Here is a 15,942-nt window from a genome sequence, read left to right on the forward strand (position 1 = left end):
GGAATCGCATGAGAATCGAGAAAGAGGCCGCTTGTCGCAAACGCTCAAATGAGAATTTGAACCGATTTGGGACTGAAATGGGGCTTTGAGGCGATGGAATGTGGAGAGAATATGGCTATATTTGTAGTGTCTTACGGTACGGCGCAGGTGAAGGCGGCGTGGTGAGTCTCAAGTTTCACGTTGTAATGGAGTGGGCTCATACTGGAGTGGTAATTTATTTCTTTACACTTTCGTAAAGATTGTTTGAGACTACATTCTTAAGCAATCCTACGCCCCCTGCTGATTTTCACGGTCTTCGCCACGGTGGGAGCAATCCACTCTCAAGAGCGTTAATGATTTGATTTGTAATTTCCGTGCGGATTTGTTGATTGTTTGACACTGGCCGTTTCCTGATAGAGGTTGTGTTGACTGCTTGCTTTGTGGGTGTCAGCCAGAATTCTGTGTCGTAGAGGGGGCTCTCAGTGAGAGTTGAGATGGAGGCTGGCATGGGTTTTATGAGACTGATTCAGGCAAAAGCGTTCGCAGATAAAAAACTATAATTATAAGGTTAGAATGAGATATGATGGATGTCCGATGTATTGGAGTCTCAAATTTCAATGAGATCAGGGAATCAGAACATGTGCGGAAAATGAAAGACAAAACGGCTATGCTATTTATTCAGTTCGTGACAGAACAGGTGTGAAACTGAAACCTGCTCTATCATAGATGAACTTAATCATTATATATTGAAATTCAACCTTAACGCCCCAAATCGTTCTGGTTCTTGACCTGAATCTCCCCAGCCATACGCCTATATTCCATTGTCCCAGAGGCGGACGGTTGCGTCTACCATGATTTGAAAGCCGCAGTCACGGGCTTATCTGGCATAGAAGTAACATATACAGTACCACTCGATACATTCCAATTAAGTGTAACTGGTGTACTCTACACGGAGATCTCCCTATCATCCCCCTCTCTGAACATGGTGGCACCAACGTCTGGCTATATCATCGCTCACCATCTTGTATATTTTTAAACTGTGATAGGGAAGCGAAGCCTTATTACGGTAACAGTTAGACCTCAACTCAATCCGATCATTCTCTCTCTTGGAAAGCTACTAGATTATCGACGAGAATACTCAGGTTGAAATTCTCCCGAAACAGATGGTGAACTAAGAAGAGCCGAATGCTTCACTTTTGAAACACTTGCGATGCTGTAAGTTGAGGTCGTCGAAACATGTGTATTCTGACCATTTCACACAGAATATCTAATAAGACATTGAGGTGATGGAAGACAGTCACTTCGTTTCCATTTTTGGTACAATATTTTAGCTCACCGATTATTTTCGTGTAACAATTGCAGGCAAGTGTCACATATATGTCCTGCCATTGCTCTTTGGGTGGTGGAAAAGTACCGAGGTATTCATCAAGTTTCTGCCTTATATCACTTTCAGATATTTCACTAGTCACAAGAGAGAACTGTGACCCCCGTACCTGAAATGAAACTGCGTAGTTCCACATTGCAGACAAGGCACTTAACGCAAAACACTCGTGTGGGACAAGAGTTGTATTATTACTATGATAGGCGTGTACGAGGTTTGCATGTGATGCAGAAAAAGCTTCACCAAGACACAGAGCGAGGGTGTCTTGGCTTGGTGAATTTACAGCGGCTTCACAGTTGATATCAAGTAGGTATTCATTCATGAGGCCTAGCAGCTTAGGTCCGTGGTCACGAAACTGTGCAAAAGTGTGACACTGAAAGGGCGGCGGTTCAGGAGGGTTGGGTGTTGGGTCCAGATGCTCATCATCAGGTGGTTCTCCACCACAAATTAAAACTGTAATTCCCATAATTGTAGTAACCTTTCCTGTTAATATTTTTCTCTATACACTCAATATATAGCATTTCTTTAATTCAAGTATTTATGTGATGACTATACTACTTCCTGTGCTGAAAATAGTATTGCCGGTGGCAAACATCAGACAGTGTATGCATGAGCATATCGGGTTTCAAGTTTATTTTGTTAAGTTTCTCATAAAATATTATCGCTGAAATTTACAATTTGCCGTAATCACCGATCTCTTCCATATCAAAGTCAACTTTCATTATTTGGCATGATTCCTTGAGGGCCTGTGAAATGCGAGATTTAGGCCATGAGGCTGAATGATTTTGAAGTAAAGCTGATACCGAGAGAATACGATACTCTACCTATAAGTATTCATGTCGATATGCAAGGGGCGAATCGTTTCATCTGGATTGTCAATTTGCTTTCGAGGAAAGGGTGACATTATTCGCTGAAAGCGATGTGCCGATGAAGTGAATTGAGACATACTTACTTTTCATCCTTCACAACCCTCTCATACTGCTTTCCACTCACTCGAACATACAAAACCGAACCCAACTTCATCCGCTCCAGATTATTCTTTAAATCATGCCCACCTCCCAATACAATTACTTTGAGCCCATTCCTCTTCATTAAGATCTTGATCATCTCATCTTCACGTTTCTCTTCTGCCTTTTCATCAAATTGAATCTTGCCATCTTTTCCAATTGGATTAGCCGCTTCAAAAGCTTCTGCGTTTTCAAGAGGCACAACAGTTTTCAATTCATTTGATATCAACAACTGAGCGGCTGCTCCCATCTGTAAACAGTCCCGCCTGTACTGCTCTTTAAAGAATAGATCCAAAGCACCATCACCTTCTGGCACTTCAAATTCCCTAAGCGTTTTGATGAAGCTGTTGAATGCACTCAGGTTCTTTTCAGTGAGCCCTTCCATATAAACAGATCGAACTTTGTGTTTCTTAATCAAATATCTCACGATCTGTCTCTGTTCTTTCTGGATCGCTTCCACATCATTCAGAAATTCAAAATACCGCTTATCGATTTCAGATTCTGATAATTTACTATCTGATAGATCAGCGGCATAATCTTCCTTGGACAAATAGTGCCAGTTCAGCAGATGAATGATGATCTGTTTGGGTTTGGTTTTGATTGGTGTGGATGTGACAGAATGGACTTCGGGGAGTTTACGGAGTTCGGAGATGAGGTTGGAATCATCACAGAATGCAAAGGGGGCTGCAAAGTGCAGGCATAAGAAGATGGAGGCACAGTGAGAGAGTTTGAGCATTATTAGGGATTAACCCAAGAGGATAAATATAGTAGAAAAACAGCAGTCTGTGTGCCTGCTCCAGACGGCTGGTTTATTATACTGGTTTGAATGTAATTGCAAACAAATAAATATTAAAAGAACTCCGATGATCTTCCGCCTCTCCCAAAAGCTCAATCAGAAAATCAAAACTGGAACATTAGAAGCCCTTCCCTTACATCAGAATCCATTCGCAGACTGGTCGTGCCACATTTTTCCAGCAAATCGTCGTCAGTACATTTTACTGAGTAATACAAAATCACTGTACTCGTGCGTGATGCCGGCAAAGGGAATCACAAATCAAAAATACTTTGTCGAAGGTGCTTTGAACTGTATTAGAGATTTCACAGCCGACGATGCCAATCAATGGGCGTTCAGGAAATTTATCGCTCCAGAAATTGAAACAGTTCAATTTTCGAAATCCTTGAACCGATCTGTGACAAGCTCGATGAATCAACTGGTGGAATGTGCTCAGATCTTGCTGGTTGAAGATCAAATGCCACCACATGAAGTGGGCTTTAAACTGAATGACTTTTTACTATCAGCAATTGCTGAGAAAAAGTCAGATGGATATGGCAGACCAGAAGATGCATTTAAGAGGATGGTGGAATCGAGAAAATAGAAATAGCTGATTTGGGCGTGAGAGAAGTTGATGAAGCGGATGATCTCACAGAATGGTTTGGCCTCTGCTTCACAGTTTTGAAACAGCTTACATACATTTCTAATATTCAATCTTGTGTTCAATCTTGCAATCGGGTATTGCTGCCTTCAATTTCATCACTCCCTCTTTTGTGACTTTAGTTCCTTGCAACCATACTTCCATTAAATTGGTCAGCCCTTTGAGATGCTCAAGTCCTGCATCTGTGACGTTGGTGTATGAAAGGTCCAATGCTGTCAGTTTGCTCAGCCCTTTGAGATGTATTAGTCCTGCGTCACTGATGTCGGTGCGTAAAAGGTTCAATACCGTCAGATTGGTCAGTTCTTTGAGATGCACAAGTCCTACATCACTGACTTTGGTGAGTGCAAGATCCAATGTCGTCAGTTTGGTCATCCCTTTCAGATGTATAAGTCCTGTGTCACTGATGTTGGTGTATAATAGGTTCAATCTCGTCAGCTTGGTCAGCCCTTTGAGATACACCAGTCCTACATCGCTGGCTCCAGTGAGTGCAATGTCCAAGTTCGTCAGGTTGGTTAGCTCTGCAAGATACACAAGTCCTGCATCACTGACTTTGGTGCTGTAAAGGTCCAATGATGTCAGATTGGCCAGCCCTTTAAGATGGACAAGACCTGTGTCACTGACTTTGGTATCTGAAAGATCTAATGTGGTCAGACTGGTCAGCCCTTCAAGATGGACAAGTCCTGTATCAGTGATTCGGGCGAACTCAAGGTTCAATGTGGTCAGACTGGTCAGCCCTTTAAGATGGACAAGTCCTGCGTCACTGACTTTGGTGTTTTCAAGATTCAATGTCGTTAGATTGGTCAGCTTTTGAAGATGCACAAGTCCTGCATCACTTATGGTGCTGAAAGAAAAATCGACTTCAATGCCATTGCCCGTGTCATCACGATGAATTATTCCTCCGAGTGCCTTGATCGCTTCGATTTCCTTCTTTTCCGAGTTGATAGAAGGTTTCGTATTGGTAGCGGGTTCATTGATGTGTCTGCATCCGCTACACAACAGAAGAAAAATGAAAGCGTTGAAAACACAGTGATTGTTCATTGAGGAGAAATTCTTCATCGAATGACCTTCTGATGAAATAGGAGATGCTCCGAACAAAGAAGCTTATGCTCAATTCTGGACTTTGAACACCGCTTTGTCGATATGCTATTTTCAGTAATAGTCATCACCCTCCACACCTACCACATGCTTTTCCATCGTTCGGCCCACAAGTCCGACCACGTTTCGTATTCTTAAAATATTCGCAGTTCTCGTTGTGCCTCACATTGGAAGATGTATTCAGCCAAAACATTGTTGCTGGCGTATTGTTTGGACTTCTTTTTCTGGCTCTATATTCCCACGGAGGCAGTGGATTGGCATCAGCCCATAAACCACGTTTCGCCATACGTGCTGATGTCTCTAATTTAGCCAGTCGTTCTTCGTCATTATATTTTTTGTAGTGCCATGCCCATCCATCCTCAATCATTTTAGCATTGGCGTCTACATCTCTCACCATAATGATTCCAAGGGTGCGACCATATCGGTCCTCCCCTGTCTTCTTTATGGTTACGGTTTTCCCGAAGACCATCTTAGATAATGCCTGCTTGGATTTTGTCCCAAAGCTCTGGCTCGATTCGGGGGCGTCAATGCCCTCCAGCCGCACTTTGACAGTCTGGCGGTTGACCAGTACCTTGATGGTGTCCCCATCCGTAACACCGATCACTTTTCCAGTGAGAGTGTCAACAACCTTTGGTGGGGCTGCAAGGACAATCCCAACGATGAGCAGAGTCACGATGGCTGTGAGGTAACGCATGTAATTCTTTCTTATATCGTGGATCGATGGAGCTTTAAATATTACCCGAAGCAGTCTTTTGTTTTTTAATTTGTTCCTGTATCTCTTCTACAGTCAATATCTTCCCTTTGCTGCGATGAGCCATTCTGTGGCAGTTCGCACACAGAGGAACTAAGTCTATGTTTGGATCAATTTGCTTTCCATTTAGTTCTGTGATTGAAGTAGTGTGATGAATTTCAATGTATGATTGAGCTAATTCTTGGCCATAGAATGTATCAAAATTAAAATCACAAGCTTTACAAACAGGGTCGTGAATTTTGATGGCGGCGTCACGATTTCTCTTACTTCTTTCATAGGTAACGTGTAACCGTAGCTTCCTCAGCCCTTCCTTTTCGCCTTCGAAAATTTCAGGATTATATTCATCTATTATCTGGTCTATCTGAACTGGGAGCTTATTAGAAACCGAAAAAAGAAACCGGCTGGGACTAGTTGTTTTTATTTCGCTTTCAACAAGAAAGACTTGTCCATGATAAGTGAAAAGTGACTTTTTTTCAGACCGATAAAAAAGATGCACTTCATCTTCATGAAGAGTATTCATCAGTCGAAGGTCATTGCCATGCTTTTCTTCACCGTCCATCCATAGAAGCTCACCATCAAAGCGATTGTCGTACTGTGTTGAAGTTGGCTGGTGCTTTTCTGACACAAAGAGGATGATTGTCTTTTCATTTGCCGGAGTGACAATCCCTCGTCCTATAGCATGGAAGTCTTCGTATCCCCATAATGCAGCAAGTTGATTCCTGTCATATCTATAACCTCTAATCAACTGAGAGAAGTCTATTTGTGCCTCGTCGCTTTTCATTCCTATATTTCTGAGATGTGCTTGCCAAAGATTTTCAACTAAGTGTCCTTGATCTGTTGGGATTTCAACGCCAGATGCCTGTAGTCGGTCCCACGGAACATCAGTCTTGATCACTTTCAAATCATCAACGCTAAGCACATCATTTGGCATGACGATATTTTCAAATCGACAATCAACACAATTGCCTTCCTTCGTCGGGGCTGAAAAGTGTTTATCAAGATAGACACCATCGGACGTGATTATGCCAGAAGCAATTATTCCCCTGTTGTCTTTCTGGCGATACAGAAAAACACGATCCCCTAAATCGGCATCTTTTCGATTACCAAAACTCCATTGTTCATCGACTGGATTATTGTTTTTTGTGCTCTGGACACAGGAATGAATATCTTTCCATTCCCATTTGTGAGGATGCCACGTCAAGATGAAGTAACGCATATGAGATGTTTTCATTTATTGAGAAGTAAAAATGATTGTCGAATCAATTAGCTATGCTTTTCTCATCGAAGATCAATTTTAATCGATTATCGTTCGAAATATTGACAAGGTGATTGTTGATGTCAACTGATTGTGATTTTGTTGATCCAATCAACCCAGTTTTTACTAATTCTTGAAATTGTTTGTTATTGAAATGAGGGGCATTATTGACGGAAAGCCCCTTCTGATTTGAGACCATATATCTCCAAATACAGAGAGGGTAATAAACCCCCAATGGAACTGAGTGGAGTTTTGAGATTTCTCTCTTGCATAGTTTTATGAAAACAGGACATCTACAGAGCCTCGCAGAGCAATCATCAGCTAGTTGTAAATTAGGACAAGAGTCTAAACCGGGAATTGATTTCATTCGTTCAATTTCAGAATCATGACTCGCATCACTGCTTGGATAATATTTTCCTTTCGGTTTCTGACATTTGTACTGAACGAAAACTAGCCGTCTGTCATCGAGAAAATTATAAATGAAGTCTACCCCCAGACACTCTTCGATTTTGGTTCGGTCAACCTTATGTAGATAAAGTTGACGTCCATTATGTTCGAAAAGGTGTTTTCCATCTGGTGTATTGAGGATCTTTTCACCTCTGTGGAATATATTTTCTATGTCAAAATCTAGAATCTGGTGCTCTCTTAATTCTGGGACATCTTGAGGATTCAAACCAAATAATTTTAATGCAGTCTGGAGAGCATCTGAGGATTGAACTTGGAGTTCTGAGTTGGCGGGAGGTCCCTTGAAAGAAAAATATGATTCATCAATTGTGTTTTTATTGCTGTAAAGTATTGCATTCTTAACAAGTTCTATCTTTGAGTCTGGTACTACTATTAATTGACGCATTAAGAGCATGTCGGAGACTTTGTCTTTACCAGACATGTCTAGAAGATCTTTTGATTCTGGATAGACAGAATTGAATATTCCATGACTTACGAGGTGTATATTTCTTACATCATAGAGATGGATGGTCATCCCGATATCGGCAGGCTTTGTTGTCCGACTGATCTTGCAAAGTAATGCTTCGTTTTCTGTATCCCGAAAAAACCAAACCAAAAAAGAAGGGACGTCTACTTCCTGATCTTCTTCTATCACGAAGCTGAAATTTCTCGATGGAAGAGTGTCTCTTCCCTCATTAAATGTTCCATAAAAATAAAACTGGGCAGTCATTATTTGTCTAAACCTTCTGCTAATCAAATCAATCTCTGGAATTTCAGTATGAATTCGAATTTAGCCGCTGGAACTATCCGTTTTATTAAGTCTGTTCTCTTACTCAAGCGGTAAGGGAAGCAAATATCATCTTTTCTTTTCACGAAAAACTGGTTCAACATTTCTACATAATTGTTCTAGCTGGTGTGCGATCTGTTGAATTTTGGTTGGATCTAATATGACACGATTACCTACAAAGAACTTCTTGGGATTCTTTGGATTGATAACATATACAGATCCCCGTCCAATCCGTTGTTTGATATACCAACCGGGAAGAGCAAGAATAGATTGCACCTCAATCTGACTACCAACTGACGATGTTAGATGTTGGGAAAGCCAATGAGATTCTGTTTCAAGTTGCTTTGTAGGAATAGGATGTTCATAGTCAGGAAAGCATAGAGAATTCTTTTGATGATCAATAATTAAATCAGCTTTACCTTCACCAACTTTTGGTTTACCTCGCATTTTTGTGTTGATTGAATAAACTCCGCTGGGGCTGACCACTACATGATCGATATTTCCATAATCAAATTGAATGTCATGGAAAACTCGACAGCCACAAAGCATCAACTGATTGAGTTCTTCACCAGTAAACATCTCGCCCTGTAAACCAAGGGCATTATTCTTTCTTTCTGTTAAAACCTTTGTGAGTCGATATCCCAGAAAGGCAATAGCCACCAGACTTACGATGAGCATGATAATCGTGCGGGGAAGTGATTCTGGAACATCACCAAAATAGGATTGACTTACATGAAGTGAGTAGAGCAAGAAAGGGATTAAAAGCATAAGAATAAAAGAAAACGAGACCTCATCATTGAGTTCATTTACTTTCTGTTGAAGTGAGTATCCGGGGGGACGCATCAAATCCTGTGTCAGCGGTGATTGTCGGTGCTTCCGGTCTTGTTTTCGCTTCCATACGTAGGCAACAGCGACCATCACGCCTATACCGCAAAACATCAGAAGTATGGGAATAAAGGTTGAATATAAAAATGACAACATTTCTTATGCCGCTTTACTGTTTATCGTTGCTCAGATCTAAGAAAATCCCATTTCAAACCGTCTAAAAAGACGCAGATCCAATTATTGAACAAATCTCCATGTTTTGGTACTCTGGGAAATAAGTGTGTCCGCATTATTTAAAAATATATCACCAAAGACCAACCACTTATGTCTAAGCAAAAACTGACGTTAGCACGGCTGGAGCATATGGTCTTCGCTGCCTGCGACATTCTCCGGGGAAAAATGGATGCCTCAGAGTATAAATAATTCATTTTCGGGATGCTGTTCCTGAAACGGCTGTCTGATCAGTTCGAACGTACTAGTTTATAATTGGGGGTTGGATATGAAATCTAAGAATGTCGCTGAAAAATAGTAGCGGATTAGTATTCTGCCAGAGATTTTATACTGGGATTTCTTTCTGGATTGCACAGTCGATCATAGGATAAATATGTTGGTGTCGGAGCGATGTAGCAAATTGAGGACTTGGTAAATGTCTAATGAAGTTGATCGAGAATGGCAGAAAGAAAATACGGAAAATGGTATCCGAACAGTTACTTTTGGTTCTTGGATGCAATTTCAAGAATATATAAATACGCAATTCATTCACGACTCTGAGTACGTTTTTCGTGGACATCGGTGTGATAACTGGTTGTTGGAGCCTACTCTTTCAAGACTCATTAAAGCACAGCCTCACCTTGCTTCCCTTCCATCAGAAAAATTAAATGATTTAGCAGAACGACATTATTTTGATTTTCAATATGCCATTCGAGGGCGTAGTAGAGAGCAGTCTCAGGAAATGGTCGGGGACTACCTGTGGGCGTTGGGACAGCATTATGGTCTGGCTACACCGCTTCTTGATTGGACGAATTCTCCTTTTCTCGCTGCATTTTTTGCTTTTGTAGAAAATGGAGAACCTCAAACTGAATATCGGGTAATTTATGCTATTGCAAAAGAGATGGTGGAACAAAGATGTAAACAGTTCAGAAGTAAAGGAAACAATGAAGCTGAATTTGTGTATTTCTTTTCTCCGCTTTCTCAAGAAAATCCACGTTTAGTGAATCAGGGAGGGTTATTTTCACGCTGCCCATTGCATATTGATTTAGAAACTTGGGTAAGAAAATATCATGATGAAGCATGGGAGGTGCCTGTGCTTTTGAAATTACGGATACCAAACTTAGAACGTGATGTTTGCCTTCGCTCATTGTCCAGAATGAATATCAACCATCTAACTGCATTTCCAGATCTATTTGGGGCTTCGCAATTTTGTAACATGGCGACATCACTAAAAGGATATTCTCATCATTTAGGTCGTCCACGTCCTGCAAGACTACGGCTTGGACGAACTAGTTGAATTTAGTTAGTAGATATTGAAGAGAAATATCTGGAAGAGCTATTAAATGATCATCATTATCAACGATGACGAACACTACCTGCGATGGATCTATGAGAATCCGAATGGATTTGTAGTAAATGCCCTGAACCCACCATCTCCAAAATATCTTATTCTACATCGATCATCCTGTAGCGATATTTCTTCTCCAAAGCGATCAAATTGGACAACGAAAGACTATCTCAAAATATGTTCCAATGATGTCGATGAGCTCAATGAATGGGCATCAAAAGGAATTGGTGGGAAGTTAGCACCATGTCAGCGATGCAAACCAGTAAAACAAGTATGAAAAGTTCTAATATGGGCCCACTGTGATGAGTAAAAAAACAGCTTTTACTACTCTTATTGCTAAGTCGCTTTCAGATTATTTATCGCATTCAATGAAAATCCGTGAATCGTGGGAGACGAAGAAAAAGTTCATCGATCCATGGTTCAGAGGACTCAGTAGCGTGAATCACACTCTACTACCCGGTTGGTATCGTCTCGGAAAAAGAGCGAAAGGTATTGATGAAGACGATCTTCAAGATGAATTCCAGCGACGGGCTGTTCCATTACTGGAAGGACGGCAACCACAATCCCTCTGGGAGTGGAGTTTTCTGATGCAACATTACGGCCTTCCGACCAGACTCCTTGACTGGTCGGAGTCATCATTGGTTGGCTTATATTTTGCCGTAGGTGATTGGCAGGGAAAAGGTGGTAAGCCCAATGCAGATGCAGTGGTATGGATGCTCGACCCGTGGTATTTAAATCAGTGGTCTAAAGGTAAAAATGAAGTGTTTCGATATGATCGTCGAAAAATTGCTAGGTATTTCTCAAAACAACTTTTTAAAAAAGATCGATTTCCGAAGAAACCAATTGCTTTAATGCCTCATCATAATAATCGCCGTTTAACTGCTCAGCGAGGTGTTTTCACAATGCATGGGAAAATAAATAAACCGCTCGAAGTGATGTTAGCATCAGAAGAAAAACCACGCTTAGCAAAAATTGTGATTCCTAAGAAACACATCATAAAAATACGGGAGGAAATTCAGCTGACTGGTATTTCAGATATTATGTTTTTCCCGGAAATGGCCTATCTATGTCAAGACATCATGAAATCATGGGAACTGGCTGGAGCACCAGTCGAAGCAATAATATAAATAGCCCTGAACTCATTATCGCTCCTAAAATGTTCATCGAGTATGTAATCGTACACGAACTCTGCCATCTACAAGAATATAATCACAGTCCAAGATTTTACCGATTGTTGAGAAAGCTCATGCCGGACTGGGAAAAGAGACGAGAACGGTTGAATGCTTGTGTGGTAGAGGGAGCAGTCAGGTGAAAACAAAAACCCATTGGCATCACGCAATTCTCATATTTGCCTTGACCGTTCTTGCAGCGGGAATCCTCTTACCGCTGATTCGAGTTCAGCCGAAAGCCCTTCACGAGTATTTCAACGGGTTAAATAATTGGGTGAGGATCATCGCCACGTTCTCATTGAGCGTTACATTTACCGGAGTTTTATTCAAGCTTTTATCACCACAGATTGGGCATCTCGAACACTGTAGGACGTATCCTCCAGCATGGCTTGCTGCTCTGCTGGCGTGGATCGTGGTGGCAGTTGTCGATATTTTTGGCGGCTTCGACGCCGATGGCTACCGTGCCACTGTTTGGGAATGGCTAGGCTACGGACTCGGTTCAATCTTGGTCGTCGGCTGGTATTCGGGTTTGTGGGCGGAGGCTTATCACAGGTTTCGGAAATCTAAAGCAAAGCAAGATGAGTCAACCGAGTGTGTAACTCTACAGGACATTGAAAACGCCCCTTGGGAAGAAATCGAGCCTTGGCTCAAATCTGATGAACCAGCTAGGTATGACTTCCTCGGAAACCAATCTGTGGCTCATCGTGTAAGCATCCTCGTCTCGGAAGGTACTCGATCCGTTGGGATTGTGGGTCCCTACGGAGCAGGTAAGACAAGCATCGTAAGCTGGGTGAAGGATCGCCTGAAACGACGTGAGGTTGATGGTCGCAAATACTTTGTGTGTCACCATAGCTGCTGGGGCTTCGAAACATCGGCGTCTGCTATTCATGACATGCTGAACTCGGCAGTTGCGAAAGTCACTGAAACAATCGATACCTTTCAAGTTGATTCACTGCCAGATTCGTATCGACAGACTTTCTCCGCAGGAGGAGATTGGGTAGAGACGATCTCAAATCTGGTTCTGAATAGCCTTGAACCGATGGATCAATTCTCTCGTCTTTCCGATCTGTTGGGCAGCATTGATGGGCGACTGATTTTTATTGTTGAGGATTTGGATCGAAACGAAACTCGCAATTTTGAAATTCAAGAGGTTCTGGCGTTCCTTGAACGACTGAAGGAGCATTCCAATTTCAGCTTTGTACTCACCGGAGGTCTTTCGTCGTCGCAACGCATCGATTACGCCAAGCTCTGTGACCACATCGAGTTCCTGAGAACAATCCAGCCACACCATTCATCCGGCTTGATTGATCGAGTTAGTCAGCGATGTCTCGACGACACATTTTACCCTCATGTGGGACTAAGTGACCCAAATCGAAACTACGAGTGGAATCCATTGAGTGGAATGCTGATGTGGGATTACGAGGAGTTTTCTTTGCCGCAGGCGGTTGCCTCTTTACTCAACACTCCTCGCTCTCTGAGACATGCTCTAGGTCGCACTTTTTTGGCATGGAGGACGTTACACGGTGAGATTGATTTCAATCACCTGCTTGCCGTCAACATCTTGCGGTTTGGTGCCCCGGAAGGGTTTCAGTTTCTCATGCGTCGTTGGGATCGCTTGCACTCGCCCCCAAGTCAACAACCTGCATTCGGACAGGAAAGACTGGACGGGATTCGACAGTCAATTCTCGACGACTGGAATCGCACGACTGAAAATGTGGAATGGTACCCAGCAGCCGCACTTCAAGTGATGGTGTTCATCTTACCAGCAACGGAATACTGGCTTGTAGACAATTCCCGGCATGGACATTCCCAGAGTGGTCAACAACATGTCTCTGAAGAGCGGTATTGGATTCGTGCCATCAACGAAGCAATCGATGGGGATGATGTAAGAGATCAGGAGGTCATCCGTGACATTCTTGCTTGGCTGGATTCACCGGGCATAGCGACTGAGTTGGTGACAAAGTTGACCACGTTGCCCCGATACGCCGATATCTGGGAGAACCTTGCCGGTGGAGTCTTTGCAAATCGGCGGAACGAAATCCTGCTGCTCTGCGAGCAGGTCATCCGGCGAATACTGACGGAACAAGGCTCGTTGGCTTGCCACGACTCGCAGGGATTTGTCCACACATGGCGATTCGCCAATCGGCGAGTTTCCAACCAGCCAGAGAGCCGGGATTGGTTGCAAGATCGAATCTCAGAAGCCGCCTCGAGCAGTATCGAGATGGTCAATGGGCTGTGGCACTACTATGGCAATCCGGGGCAGTATTCAATCCTGAGACTCGATGACGGTAGACCCGTTCGTCAACATCTGTTGGACATAGTAAAAGCACAAGTGACAGATGGCGAAACTCTCGCTGCCAGATTGAACACGAATGCGTCGGCAACTCTGTACCAATTGGTCTTCGATCCGGGCAATGACAGCGGCAGGATTCTTGCAGACGTGCAGTCATGGTGCTGGCTTGGCGATTACATTCTCGACGGGCTGAGACAAGGCAATGTTCTAGCAGCGGCGAATTGTGGTGTTCTGCTCGGTGCTCGTGTGTCCGGGCGTGAGCGCATGACCGTTGACACCGAAGTTCTGGATCAGTTTTTCGGTGAACATGCGGGTGAAGTCATCGACATACTTGAGTCCATGGTCGATGAACTACCCGAAGCAGACCGGCCACTTGTCACAAATGTCGTAGGAGCGGCTCGTCAGCACCTTGCCGGAGGAACTTTACCAGACGAACAAGAGGGTGAAGCAGATGCCGATTAACTCCGTTCAATTCGCCCGTTCAGTCTGCGACGAGTTCATCCACTCCGATCCGCAGGCGAAGGAGCTTCTCAAGCTGTCGTCGTCGCTCAACATTCCGCTCGTCAAGGTGCCATATTTTTCGCTCTTCGATGCATTCGCCAAATGGGACTCGATTCCAGCAGAAGGCGGTGGATGACCGGTTCGTCTCCGCAAGGATAACTTTATGTGTTAGTAGAAATGAGCAAAGTGATTGAGACCTTCAACGTCCTCCTGACTGCCGCCCAGCGCAAAGTCATTGCCGACATGCTACCGAACCTCACCGACCGTTTGAAGCTCAACGAAAATAATTCTCGCACGATCTCTTTCACCACCAAAGAACTTGAGTCGATCCAGCAGAAGGCCGAAGTCGCACGCTCCCACGCCGATAACGGTATGAAGCGAAACTCTCTACGACATATTGTGGATGCCGTCACCAAGGCCCTCGACAACTCCAATGGCATTGGCTCAATTCCAGCTTCGGAGCGGCTGTACCAGTTTAAGATCACGCTGCTCGAATCTCAGCCGCAAATCTGGCGACGAATTCAGGTCAAGGACTCCACGTTGGACAAGTTCCATGAACGAATCCAGACAGCGATGGGCTGGACCAACTCTCATCTTCATCAGTTCGAGATCGATGGGGAACGCTACGGTGATCCCGAACTACTGGACGATGGGTTCGAGGATTTTGAGTGTGTCGATTCCACTGTCATCAAGATAAGTGATATTATTCCAAAGGACGGAAAGCGATTCCATTTCCTATATAAGTACGACTTTGGTGACGGCTGGGGACATGAGGTTCTATTCGAGGGATGTCTCCGTGCGGAGAAAGGCGGTAGATATCCACTTTGCGTTGAAGGTGAGATGAACTGCCCACCAGAAGACGTCGGCGGTATTTGGGGTTATCTTGAGTTCCTTGAAGCTCTAGCTGATCCGAAGCACGAGCAACATGATGATTTCGTGGAGTGGGCTGGCAACTTCGACCCAGAAGAGTTCGATTCGGAAAAAACAACGAAAGTGATGCGGCGAGGGCTACCAGATTGGAGGCAGATATGATGGCAAAGAAGAAGCCACAGTTCATTGGCCGTTGGCGGATCACATCGATGACGGAGTGGGATCAGGACTTCGTGGATGAGGAAGTCCCCGGCTACTTAGATTTCAGGAAGGACGGTCTCGGTGAATTCCAGTTTGGTTATGTCCGCTGCGATATCGATTGGTGTGACACAGAACGAGATGACCAACCAGCAGCCGAGTTCACATTTGAAGGTATGGACGAAATGACGCCCACATCAGGAAGAGGCTGGGCAGTTATCAATGGTGAGACCATTGATGGTATGATCTTTTTCCATCAAGGTGACGAATCTGGGTTTGCGGCAAACAAAGTAAACAACACGAAATAGCGATAATTCATTCTTACAGAAGGCACTTCATGCAGACAAATGCGCATAATGGACGAGATAGTAATTTGGCGTATTTCCCATGCTTTTC

15 protein-coding genes are annotated in these 15,942 nt (G+C 43.5%); 8 read left to right on the top strand and 7 right to left on the bottom strand.

Annotated elements, in window-relative coordinates:
* Positions 1–1,169: 1,169 nt before the first annotated feature.
* The gene (locus ACN0YH_RS10175) at positions 1,170–1,826 is read right to left on the bottom strand and encodes a hypothetical protein (RefSeq protein WP_417379466.1); all 657 of its coding nucleotides are present in this window, start codon (positions 1,824–1,826) and stop codon (positions 1,170–1,172) included.
* Positions 1,827–2,308: 482 nt separating this feature from the next.
* The gene (locus tag ACN0YH_RS10180) at positions 2,309–2,917 is read right to left on the bottom strand and encodes a hypothetical protein (RefSeq protein WP_417379467.1); all 609 of its coding nucleotides are present in this window, start codon (positions 2,915–2,917) and stop codon (positions 2,309–2,311) included.
* 313 nt (positions 2,918–3,230) lie between these two features.
* Between ACN0YH_RS10180 and ACN0YH_RS10185 the strand changes: the two genes are divergently transcribed.
* Positions 3,231–3,743, top strand: a complete 513-nt coding sequence (locus tag ACN0YH_RS10185) for a DUF6933 domain-containing protein (protein ID WP_417379468.1) — start codon at positions 3,231–3,233, stop codon at positions 3,741–3,743.
* 99 nt (positions 3,744–3,842) lie between these two features.
* On the opposite strand, the gene ACN0YH_RS10190 is transcribed toward ACN0YH_RS10185, so the two are convergent.
* From ACN0YH_RS10190 to ACN0YH_RS10210, 5 genes are all read right to left on the bottom strand, one after another.
* The gene (locus ACN0YH_RS10190; RefSeq protein WP_417379469.1) at positions 3,843–4,856 is read right to left on the bottom strand and encodes a hypothetical protein; all 1,014 of its coding nucleotides are present in this window, start codon (positions 4,854–4,856) and stop codon (positions 3,843–3,845) included.
* A gap of 106 nt (positions 4,857–4,962) precedes the next feature.
* On the bottom strand, positions 4,963–5,589 hold the full coding sequence (locus ACN0YH_RS10195) for a thermonuclease family protein (protein ID WP_417379470.1): 627 nt from the start codon (positions 5,587–5,589) through the stop codon (positions 4,963–4,965).
* 34 nt (positions 5,590–5,623) lie between these two features.
* Positions 5,624–6,862: an HNH endonuclease gene (locus ACN0YH_RS10200; protein ID WP_417379471.1), complete on the bottom strand. Its 1,239-nt coding sequence runs from the start codon at positions 6,860–6,862 to the stop codon at positions 5,624–5,626.
* Between the two features lie 43 nt (positions 6,863–6,905).
* Positions 6,906–8,075 (bottom strand): hypothetical protein, encoded by a 1,170-nt coding sequence (locus tag ACN0YH_RS10205; RefSeq protein WP_417379472.1) that lies wholly within the window; start codon positions 8,073–8,075, stop codon positions 6,906–6,908.
* Positions 8,076–8,201: 126 nt separating this feature from the next.
* Positions 8,202–9,113: a nuclease-related domain-containing protein gene (locus tag ACN0YH_RS10210; protein WP_417379473.1), complete on the bottom strand. Its 912-nt coding sequence runs from the start codon at positions 9,111–9,113 to the stop codon at positions 8,202–8,204.
* 490 nt (positions 9,114–9,603) lie between these two features.
* On the opposite strand from ACN0YH_RS10210, the gene ACN0YH_RS10215 reads away from it, so the two are divergent.
* From ACN0YH_RS10215 to ACN0YH_RS10245, 7 genes are all read left to right on the top strand, one after another.
* Positions 9,604–10,464, top strand: a complete 861-nt coding sequence (locus ACN0YH_RS10215; RefSeq protein WP_417379474.1) for an FRG domain-containing protein — start codon at positions 9,604–9,606, stop codon at positions 10,462–10,464.
* A gap of 353 nt (positions 10,465–10,817) precedes the next feature.
* Positions 10,818–11,642, top strand: coding sequence for an FRG domain-containing protein (locus tag ACN0YH_RS10220; RefSeq protein WP_417379475.1), 825 nt, complete (start codon positions 10,818–10,820; stop codon positions 11,640–11,642).
* Positions 11,643–11,671: 29 nt separating this feature from the next.
* Complete coding sequence (locus tag ACN0YH_RS10225; RefSeq protein WP_417379750.1) at positions 11,672–11,827, top strand: M48 family metallopeptidase; 156 nt, start codon at positions 11,672–11,674, stop codon at positions 11,825–11,827.
* Positions 11,824–14,439, top strand: a complete 2,616-nt coding sequence (locus ACN0YH_RS10230) for a P-loop NTPase fold protein (protein ID WP_417379476.1) — start codon at positions 11,824–11,826, stop codon at positions 14,437–14,439. Before ACN0YH_RS10225 ends, ACN0YH_RS10230 begins: the two co-directional genes overlap by 4 nt.
* Positions 14,429–14,614, top strand: a complete 186-nt coding sequence (locus tag ACN0YH_RS10235) for a hypothetical protein (RefSeq protein ID WP_417379477.1) — start codon at positions 14,429–14,431, stop codon at positions 14,612–14,614. The genes ACN0YH_RS10230 and ACN0YH_RS10235 overlap by 11 nt, the downstream gene beginning before the upstream one ends.
* Positions 14,615–14,643: 29 nt before the next feature.
* On the top strand, positions 14,644–15,510 hold the full coding sequence (locus ACN0YH_RS10240) for a plasmid pRiA4b ORF-3 family protein (protein ID WP_417379478.1): 867 nt from the start codon (positions 14,644–14,646) through the stop codon (positions 15,508–15,510).
* The gene (locus ACN0YH_RS10245) at positions 15,507–15,854 is read left to right on the top strand and encodes a hypothetical protein (protein ID WP_417379479.1); all 348 of its coding nucleotides are present in this window, start codon (positions 15,507–15,509) and stop codon (positions 15,852–15,854) included. The genes ACN0YH_RS10240 and ACN0YH_RS10245 overlap by 4 nt, the downstream gene beginning before the upstream one ends.
* Positions 15,855–15,942 lie beyond the last annotated feature (88 nt).

Source organism: Gimesia sp., assembly GCF_048262075.1.
In the GTDB taxonomy this organism is placed as follows: Bacteria; Planctomycetota; Planctomycetia; order Planctomycetales; family Planctomycetaceae; genus Gimesia.